Here is a 13,982-nt window from a genome sequence, read left to right as displayed (position 1 = left end):
GCGTCAGGCGCGCGTCAGCGCCTCTGTGGCGATCATCCGCGCCTCGCCGCCCAGCCCGACGACGCGCAGCGCGGTGACGATGCGATACAGCATCTCGGGCGGCACCCCGCGCCAGTCGCCGGTCTGCATGCCGATCGCGGAGAGCAGTAGAACAGTCGCCGGCTGACGGTCGCGCGTGGCGCGGTCGAGCGCGCGGGTCCACGCATTGTCGGCGCCGATCCTCACGTCGAACGCCTGCGCGCCGCGCTCGATATCACTCGATGAGAGCCGGCCGAGACCGGCGAGACCGGCGAAGAAGACCTGCTGCTTGCGCGCGCTGGCATAGCCGGACACCGCGCCGTAGCCCAGCCGCGCGGTTGCGTCGGGATCGGCGAGCATCAGCAGCGCCCAGCCATCGGTGCCGGCGCTCACCGTGTCGCGCCAGCGCATCGCGGTGCGATCCATGCCGGCCGAGAGCATCGCGGCGATGATGCGATCCGCCTCGCCCTTGCCGTCGATCGGGCGGACGCGCGCCGCCGCGCGCGCGGTGAGAATCAGCCGGGCGTATTCGCCCTGCGGCGTCGTGCCTCCCTCCCACAATTGCCGCAGCGCGCCGATCCGCGTCGCCACGTCCGCGCCGGCATAAGCGCTACGCAGGTCCGACGCGGTAGAGGAGAGAACAGCCGGCATATCGTCCGCCGCGTCGATCGCGCCATAGAGATCGACCAGCGCGAGATTGGAGAGTACGCCCATCGCCGCCGCCTGCTCGGCCGGCGCGGCGCGGGCGGCGAGCGGGATCGCTGGGGCCAAAGCGCGCCAGCCGGTCACCTGCGGACCCACCGTGTCGTAGAGCGAATCGGGCACGGCGATGCCGGTCGCGGTGGCGAGGCCGAAGCGCCAGGCGTTGAGCTGGACCACCGGGGTCCATTCGATCGTGATCGCCTGCCGGCTGTCCGCTCCCGCGCCGATCACCTTCTGCGCCAGTTGCAGGTCGATGCCGCTCGCCAAATGGGCGCGGCGCGCCTCGGCGATCAGCGGCTGCGCCTCGCCCGGATTGCCGGTCAGCGCGGCGCACATCGCCTGAGCCAGCACCCAGCCGGGCTGGTTGTCGTTGCGCAACGCCGCGTCGGTCAGCGGGCAGAGCGCGGCCGGATCGGCGGTGGCGAGCGCCGCCTGCATCCACACCTCGCGCAGCTTGGGGGTGACATTGCCGGTATCGACCGACTGGACCACCGCGCGCGCCGACACCGATTCGCCCATGCGCAGCAGCAGCCACGCCCGCTCCGCCGCGAAGTCCGCGCCGTTCAATCCGCGCGGCGTGTCGACCCGCGACACCAGAGCGCGGCGCAGCGCGATAGACAGCCAGCGCGACGGCAGCGGCGCGGAGAGCCGCCGCATCAATATCTCGAGGAAACGGCCGTTGGCATTGCCCCATGCGTCGGGCGCAAGGCCGCCTTCCGCCATGCCGGTCGGCCCGACCAGCGCCAGCGAACGGCGGGCGAAGGCGGGCATCTCATATTGCGCCAGCGTCGCCGCATCCGGCGTCGGCGTGGCGCTGGGAGTCGGCTCCGGCGCCGTGCCGTTGTCGGCGATGCTCGACGGAACCTGCTGCACCGTCGCGGGCGGCGCGGCGGTCGCGGATGGCGGCCCGCCGGCTTGCGGCGCGGCGCTCGGCTGCGCGACCGGCTCGCCGAAGCCGGGCGGCAACAGCGATTCGGGGGATTTGTTGCTCTGCGCGACCGCCGCGGCGGCCAGCGTTGCGGCCGTCAGCGCGGCCGCCGCAACCTTAACTCGCGAGATTGCCAAGCTCGACCGCCTTTTCGATCCGCGCCGTCGGCTTTTCACCGGCGCGGCCGGCGAAGAAGAACAGCGCGCCGATCACGATCACCAACAGCACCACCAGCGAGACGATCAATCGTGACATCACACCTATCCTGTCCGACGCGAGAACCCGGCCACGTCCACTATGGCCTCCACGCCGCTGCGCTGTATAGCCGCGCTGACGATGTTGCAAAGCCCCGCCCCGCCCCAGGCCGTCTGGACCGGCCAGCCGATCGTGCTGGTGGGGCTGATGGGCGCGGGCAAATCCACCGTCGGGCGAAGGCTGGCGCTGCGGCTCCGCCTGCCCTTCGTCGATGCCGATACGGAAATCGAGCAGGCGGCCGGGATGACCATCGCGGAGATGTTCGCCCAATATGGCGAGCAATATTTCCGCGATGGCGAGCGCCGGGTGATCGCGCGGCTGATGGACGGCGCGCCAAAGGTGATCGCCACGGGCGGCGGCGCCTTCGTCAACCAGGAGACGCGCGCGCTGATCCTGACGGAGGCGATGGCGGTGTGGCTCGACGCCTCGATCGAGGTGCTGGTGGAGCGCGTGCGCAAACGCGGCCACCGCCCGCTGCTGGTCGGCAAGGACCCCGCGCAGGTGCTGCGCGAACTGGCGGCGGTGCGCAATCCGCTCTACGCGCAGGCGCATGTCCGCGTGCCGAGCAACAACGTGCCGCATGACGTTACCGTCCGGGCGATATTGGAGGCGATCGGCAAGTGAGCGTGGTGAAGATTGAACTGGGTGCGCGCAGCTATCCGGTGATCATCGAATCCGGGCTGCTCGCCCGCGCCGGCGAGCATCTCGCACCGATCGCGCGGGGGCGCCCGATCGTGATTGTCGCGGACGAGAATGTCGCGGGCCATCTCGCCACCCTGCGCGCGTCGCTGGACGCGGCCGGCCTGCGCAGCGAAGCGATCGTCCTTCCGGCCGGCGAGGGATCGAAAAGCTGGGCGACCCTGGAGGCGCTGTGCGACTGGCTGCTCGATATCGGCGTCGAGCGCGGCGATCATGTCGTGGCGCTGGGCGGCGGGGTGATCGGCGATCTCGTCGGCTTCGCCACCGCGATCCTGAAACGCGGCTGCGGCTTCGTGCAGGTGCCGACGACATTGCTCGCGCAGGTCGATTCGTCGGTCGGCGGCAAGACCGGGATCAACACCCGTGCCGGCAAGAACCTGATCGGCGCCTTCCACCAGCCGAAGATGGTGCTGATCGATCCCGACGTGCTCGATACGCTCCCCGCGCGCCAGCTTCGCGCCGGCTATGCCGAGGTGGTGAAATATGGCCTGATCGACGATGTGGCCTTCTTCGCCTGGTGCGAGGAGAATGGCGCGCGGCTGCTCGCGGGCGATGCCGAGGCGCGCACCTATGCCATTGCCCATTCGGTCGCCGCCAAGGCGCGGATCGTCGGGGACGACGAGTTCGAGACATCCGGGCGGCGCGCGCTGCTTAACCTCGGCCACACCTTCGGCCATGCGCTCGAGGCGGAGGCGGGCTTCTCCGACCGGCTGCTGCACGGCGAGGGCGTCGCGGCGGGCTGCGCGCTGGCGTTCGGTTTCTCCGCCGCGCGGGGGTTGTGCCCCGCCGAGGATGCCGCGCGAGTCGCGGCGCACTGGCGCGCGGTCGGGTTGCCGGACGGTCTCGACGCGGCCGGTATCGGCGCGCCGGCAGCGCGGTTGATCGAACATATGCGTCACGACAAGAAGGCCAGCGCCGGACGCATCCCCTTCCTGCTCGCGCGGGGGATCGGGCAGACCTATCTCGATCGCGACGTGGATCTTGCCGCGGTCGAGGCATTTCTCGCCGCCTGATTCACCCTCGAAGCCCGTTCCACGCGAGCCATAGCCAGCCGGCGATCAGCAAGGTGCCCCCGATCGGCGTGATCGCGCCGAACCAGCGCGGCGCGCCGAGCGCCATCAGATAGAGCGTCGCCGCGAACAGCGCGCCACCCGCGACGAACAGCCATGCCGGCCCGCGCGCCTCCAGCCGCAGCGCGACCAGCGCCGCGACCGCGTGGACGAGCTGATAATGCGCCCCGGTCTTGAGCCACTCCGCCGCCGCGCCGCTAGCGCCATGCGCGCCGAACGCCCCGGCCGCCACCGCCAGCGCGCCGGACAGCGCGGCGAGGATCATCAGCAGATTCATTTCCCGTTCCCCCATGGCACCTGTTGCGCGACATCGGCGCGCGCCGCGCGCATGTCGCCACCAGCCTCGATCTGGAGGCGCAGCCGTTCCTTGTCGCGCGCGCGATACATCTGCTCCGCGCGGTCGATCTCTTCCTTGTCGATGCCCAACTCCTCGAGCGCATGCCGGGCCATCCGCACGGCGGATTCGAGCACTTCGCGCACCACCAGCTTCGCCGGCCCACCCTTGAGCTTCACCAGCGCGCGACGGTCATAGGCGCGCACGTAGATCGCGGCATCGGGGAAAGCCTCGTGCACGCCCTCCAGGATGTCGGGGGCGATCTGGTCGCCATCGATACAGAACAGGATCAGCTCCGCCTCGGCCGCGCCCGCCTGTCGCAGCACGTCGAGCCGCGTGCCGTCGCCATAATAGACCTTGGCACCGAATTCGGCGGCGACGTCGATCATCTCGATATCGGTGTCGATCAGCGTGACGGGAATGTCGCTTGCGAGAAGAATCTGGCCGACCGTCTGGCCGAACCGCCCGTATCCCACCACCAGCGCGTTGGCGCCGTCCGCGCTCGGCCCCTCGCGCTCCTCATCGTCGCGCGCGGGCTGCTCGCGCAGCCGCCGCGTGGCCATCATCAGGAACGGCGTCGTCGCCATCGACAGGGTGACGATCGCGCCGAACAGCGACGCCGCCTCCGGCGCGACGAGATAGGCGTTGGTCGCCTGCGCGAACAGCACGAAGCCGAACTCGCCGCCCTGGCTCAGCAGGACACCGAGCGCGAGCGCCGCCCGCCAGTTCATGCGGAACGCCAATGCGATCAGAAAGATCACCAGCGTCTTGGTCGCGATCAGCGCCAGCGCCATCGTCACCACGAACAGCGGTCGCTCCGCGATCGCGTGGAGGTTGAGCATCATCCCGATCGTCAGGAAGAACAGGCCGAGCAGGATCGAGCGGAACGGCTCGACATCGGCCTCCAGCTCGTGCCGGTACGGACTGTCCGCCAGCATCACGCCCGCGACGAACGCGCCGAGCGCGGTGGAGAGGCCCAGCGCTTCCATCAGCGCGGCGCTGGCGATAACGGTGAACAGCGCCGCGAACACGAACATCTCGCGCTCGCCGAGATTGCCGATGCCCCGGAACAGCGGCCGCAGCACGAAGCGGCCGGCGACCATCAACCCGGTGATCGCCGCGACGGTGTAGATCGCCAGCAGCCAGCCCGGCGGACCGACGGAATCAGCAGGATTACGGCTCATCGCGGTGATGATCGTAATGAGCGGGATGATCGACAGGTCCTGGAACAGCAGGATCGAGAAGGCACGCTCCCCGAACGGCGTGCGCAGCCGGCCCGACGACTGGAGCATCGGCAGCACCTGTGCGGTCGACGACAGCGCGAGCGGCAGACCGAGCGCCAGCGCGGCAGGGAGCGAGAAATGCGCGAACACCGCGATGATCGCGCTGATCGCCAGTCCGCAGGCGATCACCTGAATCAACCCGAAGCCGAAGATATCTCGCTTCATCCGCCACAGGCGCGACGGGTTCAGCTCCAGCCCGACGACGAACAGCAGCAGCGTGATGCCAAGTTCGGCGATCCCCATCTTCGATTCGGCGTCGCCGACGAGGCCGAGCAATTGCGGGCCGACCACCGCGCCCGCGACCAGATAACCCAGCGTCGCGCCCAGTCCGAGCCGGCGGAACAGCAGGACGAAGCCCAACCCCGCGCCGAGCAGGATGAAACCGTCGCGCAGCAGCGAGGTGGCGCCGGGATCGCTCATCCGGCGGTGCCTCGCGCCCGCGCGGCCGCCTCCGCCGCCGCCTCGAACGCGAGGCGGATCGCCGGGTGGCGCGCGGTGTGGGACAGCGCGGGCGCGAAGACGTCGAGGCCGGGCCAGTCGGGCGGCGCGCCGGCTCCCGCCAGCCAGGCGGCCAGCGCGTCGCGCGCGGCGGCAAGCTCGCCCGGCGACCGCCCGACGACATGCGCCGCGAGCAACGCGGACGACGCCTGCCCCAGCGCGCAGGCACTGACCAGCATCCCGATCTCGCCGACCCGCCCGCTCGCGTCGAGGTTCACGTCCACCGTCACCCGGCTGCCACAGACCGGCGAGCGTTTCTCGCTCGACGCCATCGGCGCGGCCAGCCGGCGATCCGGCACCTCGGTGGTCAGCCGCAATATGCGTTCGTTGTAGAGCGGCGCGTTCATGCCCCGTCGTCCGCGTTGCCGGACGGCACATAGGTGCCGAACACCGGCTCGCCACGCCGACGGCGGTCGACGAAATCGGCGATCCCGGCGCTGGTCGCGTTGAGCAATTGATAGGTGCGTGCGCCGGTCAGCCACGCCGGGCGGTGCGTCCGCCCGCCGCCGATCGTGTCGAGCACCAGCACCACCAGCAGGAACGCGAGGCTGGAGAGGATCAGCCCCTTGAGCGCGCCGAAGCCGAAGCCCAGCGCCCGGTCGATCGGGCCGACCGCCGAACTGCGCACCCGCGCGCCGATCGCATTGGCGACCATCCGTCCGAGGAAATAGGTGACGCCCGCCAGCAGCGCGAAGGCCAGCACCGCCGCGCCGGAAGCCGTGCCCACGATCCCGGCCAGCACCTTCGCCAGTGGCAGGTGGAAGAATTTCAGCGCGAAGACCATCGCCACCCATGCGAACAGTGCCAGCACCTCTGTCACGAAACCGCGCTTGATGCCGAGCAGGGCGCTGCCTCCGACCGCGATCAATACGAGGATATCAACGCCGTTGAGGTTCATCGGGTCCGCTTCGGGCAAGGAGGGCAGGCACGGAAGGCGCTACCCGCGCCCCAGCATATGGTCAACGAATTGGCCGAGCGTGCGGAAGCCGGCGAGCCGCAGCTCGCTTTTCTCGCCCGCGATCGCGGCGGGCACCAGCGCGCGCTCGAAGCCAAGCTTGCCCGCCTCCTTGAGCCGCAATGCGCCATGCGCGACGGGGCGCACCTCGCCAGACAGCGCGATCTCGCCGAATGCCACCGCCTCCGCCGGCACCGGCCGCTCGCTGAGCGCGGAGACGAGCGCCGCCGCCACCGCGAGGTCCGCCGCCGGATCCTGCACGCGATAGCCACCGGCGATGTTGAGATAGACTTCGGCGGAGGAGAAGCTCAGCCCGCACCGCGCCTCCAGCACCGCGAGAATCATCGCCAGCCGCCCGGAATCCCAGCCGACCACCGCCCGGCGCGGCGTCGCCCCGCTCGCCAGCCGGACGACCAGCGCCTGTATCTCCACCAGCACCGGCCGCGTCCCCTCCAGCGCGGGGAAAACGGTGGTGCCGGTCACGCCCTCCTCACGCTGTGTCAGGAACAGCGCGGAAGGATTTGAAACTTCGGCCAGACCCTCGGACTGCATCGCGAACACGCCGATCTCGTCGGTGCCGCCGAAACGGTTCTTGATCGCGCGCAGGATGCGATATTGGTGGCTGCGCTCGCCCTCGAACGACAGCACCGTGTCGACCATATGTTCCAGCACGCGCGGGCCGGCGATCGTGCCGTCCTTGGTGACATGGCCGACCAGCACCAGCGCCGTGCCGCGCTCCTTGGCGAAGCGGATCAGTTCCTGCGCGGAGGCGCGGACCTGGCTGACCGTGCCGGGCGCGCCCTCGATCAGGTCGGAGTGCATCGTCTGGATCGAATCGATGACGAGCAGCGCTGGCGGCCGCCCCTGCCCTAGCGTCGTCAGGATATCGCGGACCGAAGTGGCGGCGGCGAGTTGCACCGGCGCCGCGCCCAGCCCCAGCCGCCGCGCGCGCAGCCGCACCTGATCGGCCGCTTCCTCGCCCGAGACATAGGCGACATGCGCGCCCGCCAGCGCCATCCGCGCCGCCGCCTGAAGCAGCAAGGTCGACTTACCGATCCCCGGATCGCCGCCGATCAGCGTCGCGGACCCTTCGACGAAACCGCCGCCCAGCGCGCGATCCAGCTCCGCGATGCCGCTGGCCAGCCGCGCGGGCAGCGCAACCTCCGCGTCCAGCCCGACCAGCGCGATCGCACGGCCGCCGCCTTGCAGGTTGTGCTTGGCCTGGAACGGCGTGACGATCGCTGGCGCCTCCTCGACCAACGTGTTCCATTCCGAGCAATCGAGGCATTGCCCCTGCCACCGCGACGTGACCGACCCGCAGGATTGGCAAACGAAACGCTTCTGGATCTTGGCCATGCAACCTCCCTAACAGAAGCGGAACGATAGGGGAACATGGTGACGTTTCGTTAACCCGCGCAATGCGAGAAACATGGGGATGCGACTCCCCGCGCCCTTGCCGCTCCAGTTCAGTTGGCCATTGACGGAGCGCGCGGCGCGGATCGATCGCTGGAGAAGCGATGCCGGGACGATCGGCGGGCGCTGGTCGTTCGATCTGCTCAGCGGCGAGATGGTGTGGGAGCGCGGCGTGTATGAGCTGTTCGGCTTCCCGGTCGACGCGCGGATCACGCGCCGCTCCGCCGCCGATTGCTACGTCGGCGAATCCCGCGCGGCGATGGAGCAGCTACGCGCCCACGCAATCGCGCATTGCCGCGGCTTCACGCTCGACGTGGAGATCGCGCCGGCGGACGGCGCACCGCATCACCGGATGCGCCTCAGCGCCGCGCCGATTTGCTCCACCAAACGCGTCATCCGGCTGGAAGGTGTGAAACACCTCCTTCCCCCGCGCTGCTCCGCATGGGGCTGACGCTTCACTCCCGCGCGGGGATCGTCAGCCCGCGCTGCACCGCCGGCCGGGCAAGGCCGCGCTCCAGCCACGCCGCGACATTGGCATAGCGGTCGAACTCCACCAATTCGCGCGCCTCGTAGAAGGTGATGAGATTGTGCATCCAGCCAAGCATCGAGATATCGGCGATCGTATAATCCTCGCCGAGGAACCAGTTCCTGCCCTCCAGCACGCCGTTCATCACGCCAAGCAACCGCTTCGCCTCATCGACGTATCGCTGGAGCGGGCGCTTGTCCTCCCACTCCTTGCCGACGAATTTGTTGAAGAAACCGAGTTGGCCGAGCATCGGGCCGACTCCGCCCATCTGGAACATCACCCATTGCACCGTATGCCAGCGGCCGGCCGGATCGGCTGGGATGAACCGTCCCGATTTGTCGGCCAGATAGAGCAGGATCGCACCGCTCTCGAACAGGCCCAGCGGCTTGCCGTGCGGCCCGTTCGGATCGATGATCGCGGGTATCTTGCCATTGGGATTTAACGATGTGAATTCAGGTGTTTTCTGGTCGTTGTTCCCGAAATCGATCAGATGCGGCTCATAGGGTAGTCCGGTCTCCTCCAGCATGATCGAGACCTTAACGCCGTTGGGCGTCGGGAGCGAATAGAGCTGGATGCGATCGGGATGCTCGGCGGGCCAGCGGCGGGTGATCGGAAAAGCGGTGAGATCAGTCATCGGCGTGGCTCCATGAGGTCAGCTATGATCCGGCAGGTAGGGATGCGCGCGGCCCGATCAACCGCCAGTTCATCCCCCCGCCGGCTCGATTTGTCGCGCAACGGTTGCGGAGCAAGTTTCAGGCAGGATCGTTGTCCTGTTTACCAACCGAGGAGTAACCATGGATCGTAAAGTGTTCATGATCGCGGCGGGCGTCCTGCTCGCTACCCCCGCATTTGCGCAGACCGCGCCAGCACCGGCGGCGACCGCTGCCGCAGGCGTAGCGACCGGAGCGACCGTTTACGACGCGCAGGGCGATGTGGTCGGCACGATCGCATCGACGGATGGCACCAATGCGGTGGTCGACACCGGCACCGTCAAGGCGGCGCTGGCGGTAAGCTCGTTCGGCACCGGCCCGAAAGGCCCGACCCTGGGCCTGACCAAGGCGCAGTTAGAGGCCGCCGCCCAGCAGCAGTCGGGCGGTTCGGCCGAGTTCAAGGCGAAGCTGGTGCCTGGCGCGGCCGTTTATGGCAGCGGTGGGACCGAGCTTGGCACGATCAAGGAAGCCGATGCCCAGTTCGTCACGCTGACCACGTCGAGCGGCGAAGCCCGCCTGCCGATCACCGCCTTCGGGCCGGGGCCGAAGGGCGTGACGATCGGCCTCACCGCCGAGCAGCTTCAGGCCGCTATCAGCAGCGCCGCGCCGAAGAAGTAAGTTATACGCGCTCGCCCCGACGCTATGCCGGGGCGAGCCGTTCAGGCCGCGGCGCGGGCCTCGTCGAGCGTCGCGCGGACCGCGGCGAGCGCCTCGTCAGCCTTCGCAGCATCAGGCCCGCCGCCCTGTGCCATATCGGGACGACCGCCACCGCCCTGCCCGCCGAGCGTCGCGACCGCGCGTTTCACCAGTTCGACCGCGCTGAACCGCGCCACCAGATCGTCGGTGACACCTACCGCGACCGACGCGCGCCCATCATTGACCGCCACCAGCACTGCGACACCCGAACCGAGCCGCTGCTTGGCCTCGTCGACCGCGCCACGCAGGCCCTTCGCTTCGAATCCGTCGAGCACCTGCCCGATGAAGGCAACGCCGCCGGCCTGCTCGACCTGCGTCGGCGCACCGGAACCGCCGCCCATCGCCAAGGCCTTCCTGGCCTCTGCCAGTTCGCGCTCCAGCCGCTTGCGCTCCTCCAGCAGCGAGACAACGCGCGCGGGCACTTCGTCCGGCGTGGTCTTGAGCGCGGCGGCGGCCTCGCGCAGCTTCTCCTCGCGCTGGGCAAACCATGTCCGCGCCGCCTCGCCGGTCAGCGCCTCGATGCGCCGCACGCCGGACGACACCGCACCCTCGCCCACGACCTTGAACAGGCCGATGTCGCCGAGCGCGTTGACATGTGTGCCGCCGCACAATTCAAGCGAATAGACCTTGTCGCCGTCCTCGCTGCCCATCGAGACAACGCGCACCTCGTCGCCGTATTTCTCGCCGAACAGCGCCATCGCGCCCATCTCGATCGCTTCCTCCGGCGTCATCAGCCGCGTGCTGACGGCGCCGTTCTGGCGGATCATCGCGTTGACCTGTGCTTCGGCGTCGGCGATCTCGGCCGGCGTCATCGCCACCGGATGCGACACGTCGAAGCGCAGGCGATCCGGCGCAACCAGCGAGCCTTTCTGCGCGACATGCGTGCCGAGCCGCTGGCGCAGCGCCTCATGCAGCAGATGGGTCGCGGAGTGATTGGCGCGGATCGCGTCGCGGCGCTTCACGTCGATCGCCAGCCTGACGGGATCGCCGACCTTCACCTCGCCCGCATCCACCTTCGCATGGTGGACGAACAATTTGCCGAGCTGCTTCGACGTGTCTGAAACGCTCGCGCTGAAGCCGTTCTCCGCGCTGATCGTGCCGGTATCGCCGACCTGGCCGCCGCTCTCACCGTAGAAAGGCGTCTGGTTGACGATCACGTCCACCGCATCGCCCGCACCGGCGCGATCCACGCGAACACCATCCTTTACTAGCGTAAGAACAACACCTTCGCCGATATCGTTGGCATAGCCGGTGAACTCCGTCGCGCCCAGTTCCTCGGCGAGATCGAACCACAATTCGTCCGACGCCTTCGCGCCCGAGCCTTTCCATGCCGCACGCGCCGCGCGCTTCTGCTCGGCCATCGCGCTGTCGAAGCCGGCGCGGTCGACCGACAGGTCTTGCGCGCGCAGCGCATCCTCAGTGAGGTCATAGGGAAAACCGTAGGTGTCGTAGAGACGGAACGCCGTCTCGCCCGGCAGCACGTCGCCCGCCTTCATGCCGGTCGTCGCCTCGTCGAGCAGTTTCAGGCCCTTGTCGAGCGTCTGGCGGAAGCGCGTCTCCTCCTGCTGGAGCGTCGCCTCGATCAGCGGCTGCGCGCGGACCAGTTCGGGGTAGGCCGCGCCCATTTCCGCCACCAGCGCGGGGACCAGCCGGTGCATCAGCGGCTCCTTCGCGCCGATCAGGTGCGCGTGGCGCATCGCGCGGCGCATGATGCGGCGCAGGACATAGCCGCGCCCCTCGTTCGCCGGCAGCACGCCGTCTGCGACGAGGAAGCCCGAGCAGCGCAGGTGATCGGCGATCACGCGATGGCTGGCCTTCATCTCGCCGTCGGTGGCGGTGTGGGTCAGCGCGCCGGAGGCGGCGATCAGCGCCTTGAACGTATCCGTGTCGTAATTGTCGTGGACACCCTGCATCACCGCCGCGATCCGCTCCAGCCCCATGCCGGTGTCGATCGACTGCTTGGGCAGGTCGCCGATGATCTGGTCCGCCTCCTGCACATATTGCATGAAGACGAGGTTCCAGATCTCCACGAAGCGGTCGCCGTCCTCATCGGGCGAGCCGGGCGGGCCGCCGAAGATATGGTCGCCGTGGTCGTAGAAGATCTCCGAGCACGGGCCGCACGGGCCGTCCGACCCCATCGCCCAGAAATTGTCCTTGGTCGGGATGCGGATGATCTTGTGATCGGGCAGGCCGCTGATCTTCCGCCACAGGTCGAACGCCTGATCGTCGGTGTGATAGACGGTCACGAGCAGCCGATCGGCCGGCAGCGCGAAATCCTTCGTCAGCAAGGTCCAGGCGTGAATGATCGCCTGTTCCTTGAAATAATCGCCGAAAGAGAAATTCCCCAGCATCTCGAAGAAGGTATGGTGCCGCGCGGTATAGCCGACATTGTCGAGATCGTTGTGCTTGCCGCCGGCGCGGACGCATTTCTGCGAGGAGGTGGCAGTGGAATAGGGCCGCGTCTCCAGCCCGGTGAAGACGTTCTTGAACGGCACCATCCCGGCGTTGACGAACATCAGCGTCGGATCGTTCTGCGGCACGAGCGGCGCGGACGGCACGATCCGGTGCCCGTTGCGGCCGAAATAGTCGAGGAACGCGCGGCGGATGTCGTTGGTAGAGTTCATGCCCGCGACTTAGGCGAGCATGACGCGTCGCTCAAGTGAGACGAGTGCGCCTTTTGTCGGCGTCAGGCCGCCGCCTTGCGCGCCTTGTCGAGTTTCTTGATCAACATCTGGCGCTTGAGGCGCGAGATATGATCGATGAACAGCACGCCGTTGAGGTGGTCGATCTCGTGCTGGACGCACGTCGCCATCAGGCCGTGGAATTCTTCCTCATGAGTCTTGCCCTGCTCATCCAGCCACTTCACGCGGCACCGCGCGGGGCGCTCGACCTCGGCATATTGCTCGGGGATCGAAAGACAGCCTTCGTTATAGGTCGATTTCTCGTCACTGACCCAGAGGATCTCCGGGTTGATGAAGGCATGGGGATCGCGCTTCGCTTCCGGCTTGGCGTCCTCTTCCTCCGTCTCGCGCTCCTGAAGGTCGACCACCATCACGCGGCGGATCACGCCGACCTGGCTTGCGGCGAGGCCGATGCCGTGCGCGGCATACATCGTCTCGAACATATCGGCGACGAGCGTGCGCACCTCGTCATCCACCGCCGCCACGGGCTCGCAGACGAGGCGCAGGTGGGGATCGGGGATTTCAACGATCGAGAGCAGAGACATGCGTCTGAGCTAGGAGCGCGGGCGGCGGGCGTCAAGCGACCGGACGGCGCGCGCGCAACGCCTGCGCCAATGTCCCCTCGTCGAGATAGTCCAGCTCGCCGCCGACCGGCAGACCGTGGGCGAGTTGCGTCACGCGCACCGGGAAACGCTCGATCCGCTCGGCGAGGTAATGCGCGGTGGTCTGCCCCTCCAGCGTGGCGTTCATCGCCAGCACCACCTCGTCCACCCCGCCCGCCTCGATCCGGCGGACGAGCGAATCGATCGCGAGATCCTCCGGCCGCACGCCTTCCAGCGCGGAAAGCCGCCCGCCGAGCACATGGAACCGCCCCGGAAACAGCCGCGAGCGTTCCAGCGCCCAGAGATCGGCCACCTCCTCCACCACGCACAAGGATCGCGCGTCCCGTCGCGGATCGGCGCAGATCGCGCATGGATCGGTGGTGTCGACATTGCCGCACACCGAGCAGGTCGCGAGCCGTTCCTCCACCTGCGCCAGCGCGGCGAGCAGCGGGACGAGCGCCGTCTCGCGCTTCTTCACCAGATGCAGCACCGCGCGCCGCGCCGACCGCGGTCCCAGTCCGGGAAGCCGCGCCAGCGCGCTCGTCAGCGCCTCGATCTCCTGCGATGCCATAAGCGGAACAGATAGGGGGTTGCGTCGCGCGCCGCCAGCGT

The 13,982-nt window shown here is 68.6% G+C and carries 15 protein-coding genes; 4 read left to right on the top strand and 11 right to left on the bottom strand.

From position 1 onward, the window contains the following. Positions 1-3 precede the first annotated feature (3 nt). Positions 4-1,785: a hypothetical protein gene (locus F9288_RS15440; RefSeq protein WP_174837602.1), complete on the bottom strand. Its 1,782-nt coding sequence runs from the start codon at positions 1,783-1,785 to the stop codon at positions 4-6. Continuing rightward, on the bottom strand, positions 1,766-1,903 hold the full coding sequence (locus F9288_RS15435) for a hypothetical protein (protein WP_174837601.1): 138 nt from the start codon (positions 1,901-1,903) through the stop codon (positions 1,766-1,768). The genes F9288_RS15440 and F9288_RS15435 overlap by 20 nt, the downstream gene beginning before the upstream one ends. Positions 1,904-1,984: 81 nt before the next feature. On the opposite strand from F9288_RS15435, the gene F9288_RS15430 reads away from it, so the two are divergent. Both F9288_RS15430 and aroB read left to right on the top strand, forming a co-directional pair. Next, positions 1,985-2,527 carry a shikimate kinase gene (locus F9288_RS15430; RefSeq protein ID WP_174839119.1) on the top strand — a complete coding sequence of 181 codons (543 nt, stop codon included), beginning with the start codon at positions 1,985-1,987 and terminating at the stop codon, positions 2,525-2,527. Next, positions 2,524-3,615: a 3-dehydroquinate synthase gene (gene aroB, locus F9288_RS15425; protein WP_174837600.1), complete on the top strand. Its 1,092-nt coding sequence runs from the start codon at positions 2,524-2,526 to the stop codon at positions 3,613-3,615. Before F9288_RS15430 ends, aroB begins: the two co-directional genes overlap by 4 nt. Before the next feature lies 1 nt (position 3,616). Here the strand turns inward: aroB and F9288_RS15420 are convergent, their stop codons facing one another. Genes F9288_RS15420 through radA form a run of 5 tightly spaced genes read right to left on the bottom strand, consistent with a single transcriptional unit; the run spans position 3,617 to position 8,098 of the window. After that, positions 3,617-3,949: a DUF423 domain-containing protein gene (locus F9288_RS15420; protein ID WP_174837599.1), complete on the bottom strand. Its 333-nt coding sequence runs from the start codon at positions 3,947-3,949 to the stop codon at positions 3,617-3,619. After that, positions 3,946-5,709: a cation:proton antiporter gene (locus F9288_RS15415; RefSeq protein WP_174837598.1), complete on the bottom strand. Its 1,764-nt coding sequence runs from the start codon at positions 5,707-5,709 to the stop codon at positions 3,946-3,948. Before F9288_RS15415 ends, F9288_RS15420 begins: the two co-directional genes overlap by 4 nt. Next, positions 5,706-6,134, bottom strand: coding sequence for an iron-sulfur cluster assembly scaffold protein (locus F9288_RS15410; protein ID WP_174837597.1), 429 nt, complete (start codon positions 6,132-6,134; stop codon positions 5,706-5,708). Before F9288_RS15410 ends, F9288_RS15415 begins: the two co-directional genes overlap by 4 nt. Next, positions 6,131-6,685: a CvpA family protein gene (locus tag F9288_RS15405; RefSeq protein WP_174837596.1), complete on the bottom strand. Its 555-nt coding sequence runs from the start codon at positions 6,683-6,685 to the stop codon at positions 6,131-6,133. The genes F9288_RS15410 and F9288_RS15405 overlap by 4 nt, the downstream gene beginning before the upstream one ends. A 39-nt stretch (positions 6,686-6,724) precedes the next feature. Next, complete coding sequence (gene radA / locus F9288_RS15400) at positions 6,725-8,098, bottom strand: DNA repair protein RadA (protein WP_174837595.1); 1,374 nt, start codon at positions 8,096-8,098, stop codon at positions 6,725-6,727. A 73-nt stretch (positions 8,099-8,171) separates the two neighbouring features. On the opposite strand from radA, the gene F9288_RS15395 reads away from it, so the two are divergent. Beyond that, positions 8,172-8,606, top strand: coding sequence for a hypothetical protein (locus tag F9288_RS15395; protein WP_174837594.1), 435 nt, complete (start codon positions 8,172-8,174; stop codon positions 8,604-8,606). Positions 8,607-8,610: 4 nt separating this feature from the next. On the opposite strand, the gene F9288_RS15390 is transcribed toward F9288_RS15395, so the two are convergent. Further along, entirely contained in the window at positions 8,611-9,315 is a 705-nt protein-coding gene (locus tag F9288_RS15390) for a glutathione S-transferase family protein (RefSeq protein ID WP_174837593.1), read from the bottom strand. Between the two features lie 160 nt (positions 9,316-9,475). Here F9288_RS15390 and F9288_RS15385 point away from each other — a divergent pair, with 160 nt between their 5' ends. Next, the gene (locus F9288_RS15385; RefSeq protein WP_174837592.1) at positions 9,476-10,009 is read left to right on the top strand and encodes a hypothetical protein; all 534 of its coding nucleotides are present in this window, start codon (positions 9,476-9,478) and stop codon (positions 10,007-10,009) included. A 41-nt stretch (positions 10,010-10,050) separates the two neighbouring features. On the opposite strand, the gene alaS is transcribed toward F9288_RS15385, so the two are convergent. The 3 genes from alaS to recR all read right to left on the bottom strand — a co-directional run bounded on the left by alaS (position 10,051) and on the right by recR (position 13,941). Continuing rightward, positions 10,051-12,711 carry an alanine--tRNA ligase gene (gene alaS, locus F9288_RS15380; RefSeq protein WP_174837591.1) on the bottom strand — a complete coding sequence of 887 codons (2,661 nt, stop codon included), beginning with the start codon at positions 12,709-12,711 and terminating at the stop codon, positions 10,051-10,053. A 62-nt stretch (positions 12,712-12,773) separates the two neighbouring features. After that, positions 12,774-13,313 (bottom strand): peptide deformylase, encoded by a 540-nt coding sequence (def, locus tag F9288_RS15375; RefSeq protein ID WP_174837590.1) that lies wholly within the window; start codon positions 13,311-13,313, stop codon positions 12,774-12,776. Between the two features lie 31 nt (positions 13,314-13,344). After that, positions 13,345-13,941, bottom strand: a complete 597-nt coding sequence (gene recR, locus F9288_RS15370) for a recombination mediator RecR (RefSeq protein WP_174837589.1) — start codon at positions 13,939-13,941, stop codon at positions 13,345-13,347. Positions 13,942-13,982: the final 41 nt, after the last annotated feature.

The organism is Sphingomonas sp. CL5.1, assembly GCF_013344685.1.
Taxonomy (GTDB): domain Bacteria; phylum Pseudomonadota; class Alphaproteobacteria; order Sphingomonadales; family Sphingomonadaceae; genus Sphingomonas.
The sequence above is the reverse complement of the archived record's forward strand: the minus strand, read 5'-3'. Positions and strand labels throughout refer to the sequence as shown.

Excerpts from the sequence above, each read along its gene's own strand:
- F9288_RS15430 (WP_174839119.1), top strand. The coding sequence starts at position 1,985 with ATGTTGCAAAGCCCCGCCCCGCCCCAGGCCGTCTGGACCGGCCAGCCG.
- def (WP_174837590.1), bottom strand. The coding sequence starts at position 13,313 with ATGTCTCTGCTCTCGATCGTTGAAATCCCCGATCCCCACCTGCGCCTC.
- F9288_RS15410 (WP_174837597.1), bottom strand. The coding sequence starts at position 6,134 with ATGAACGCGCCGCTCTACAACGAACGCATATTGCGGCTGACCACCGAG.
- recR (WP_174837589.1), bottom strand. The coding sequence starts at position 13,941 with ATGGCATCGCAGGAGATCGAGGCGCTGACGAGCGCGCTGGCGCGGCTT.
- F9288_RS15435 (WP_174837601.1), bottom strand. The coding sequence starts at position 1,903 with ATGTCACGATTGATCGTCTCGCTGGTGGTGCTGTTGGTGATCGTGATC.
- F9288_RS15385 (WP_174837592.1), top strand. The coding sequence starts at position 9,476 with ATGGATCGTAAAGTGTTCATGATCGCGGCGGGCGTCCTGCTCGCTACC.
- radA (WP_174837595.1), bottom strand. The coding sequence starts at position 8,098 with ATGGCCAAGATCCAGAAGCGTTTCGTTTGCCAATCCTGCGGGTCGGTC.
- F9288_RS15405 (WP_174837596.1), bottom strand. The coding sequence starts at position 6,685 with ATGAACCTCAACGGCGTTGATATCCTCGTATTGATCGCGGTCGGAGGC.
- F9288_RS15420 (WP_174837599.1), bottom strand. The coding sequence starts at position 3,949 with ATGAATCTGCTGATGATCCTCGCCGCGCTGTCCGGCGCGCTGGCGGTG.
- F9288_RS15390 (WP_174837593.1), bottom strand. The coding sequence starts at position 9,315 with ATGACTGATCTCACCGCTTTTCCGATCACCCGCCGCTGGCCCGCCGAG.
- alaS (WP_174837591.1), bottom strand. The coding sequence starts at position 12,711 with ATGAACTCTACCAACGACATCCGCCGCGCGTTCCTCGACTATTTCGGC.
- F9288_RS15415 (WP_174837598.1), bottom strand. The coding sequence starts at position 5,709 with ATGAGCGATCCCGGCGCCACCTCGCTGCTGCGCGACGGTTTCATCCTG.
- F9288_RS15395 (WP_174837594.1), top strand. The coding sequence starts at position 8,172 with ATGGGGATGCGACTCCCCGCGCCCTTGCCGCTCCAGTTCAGTTGGCCA.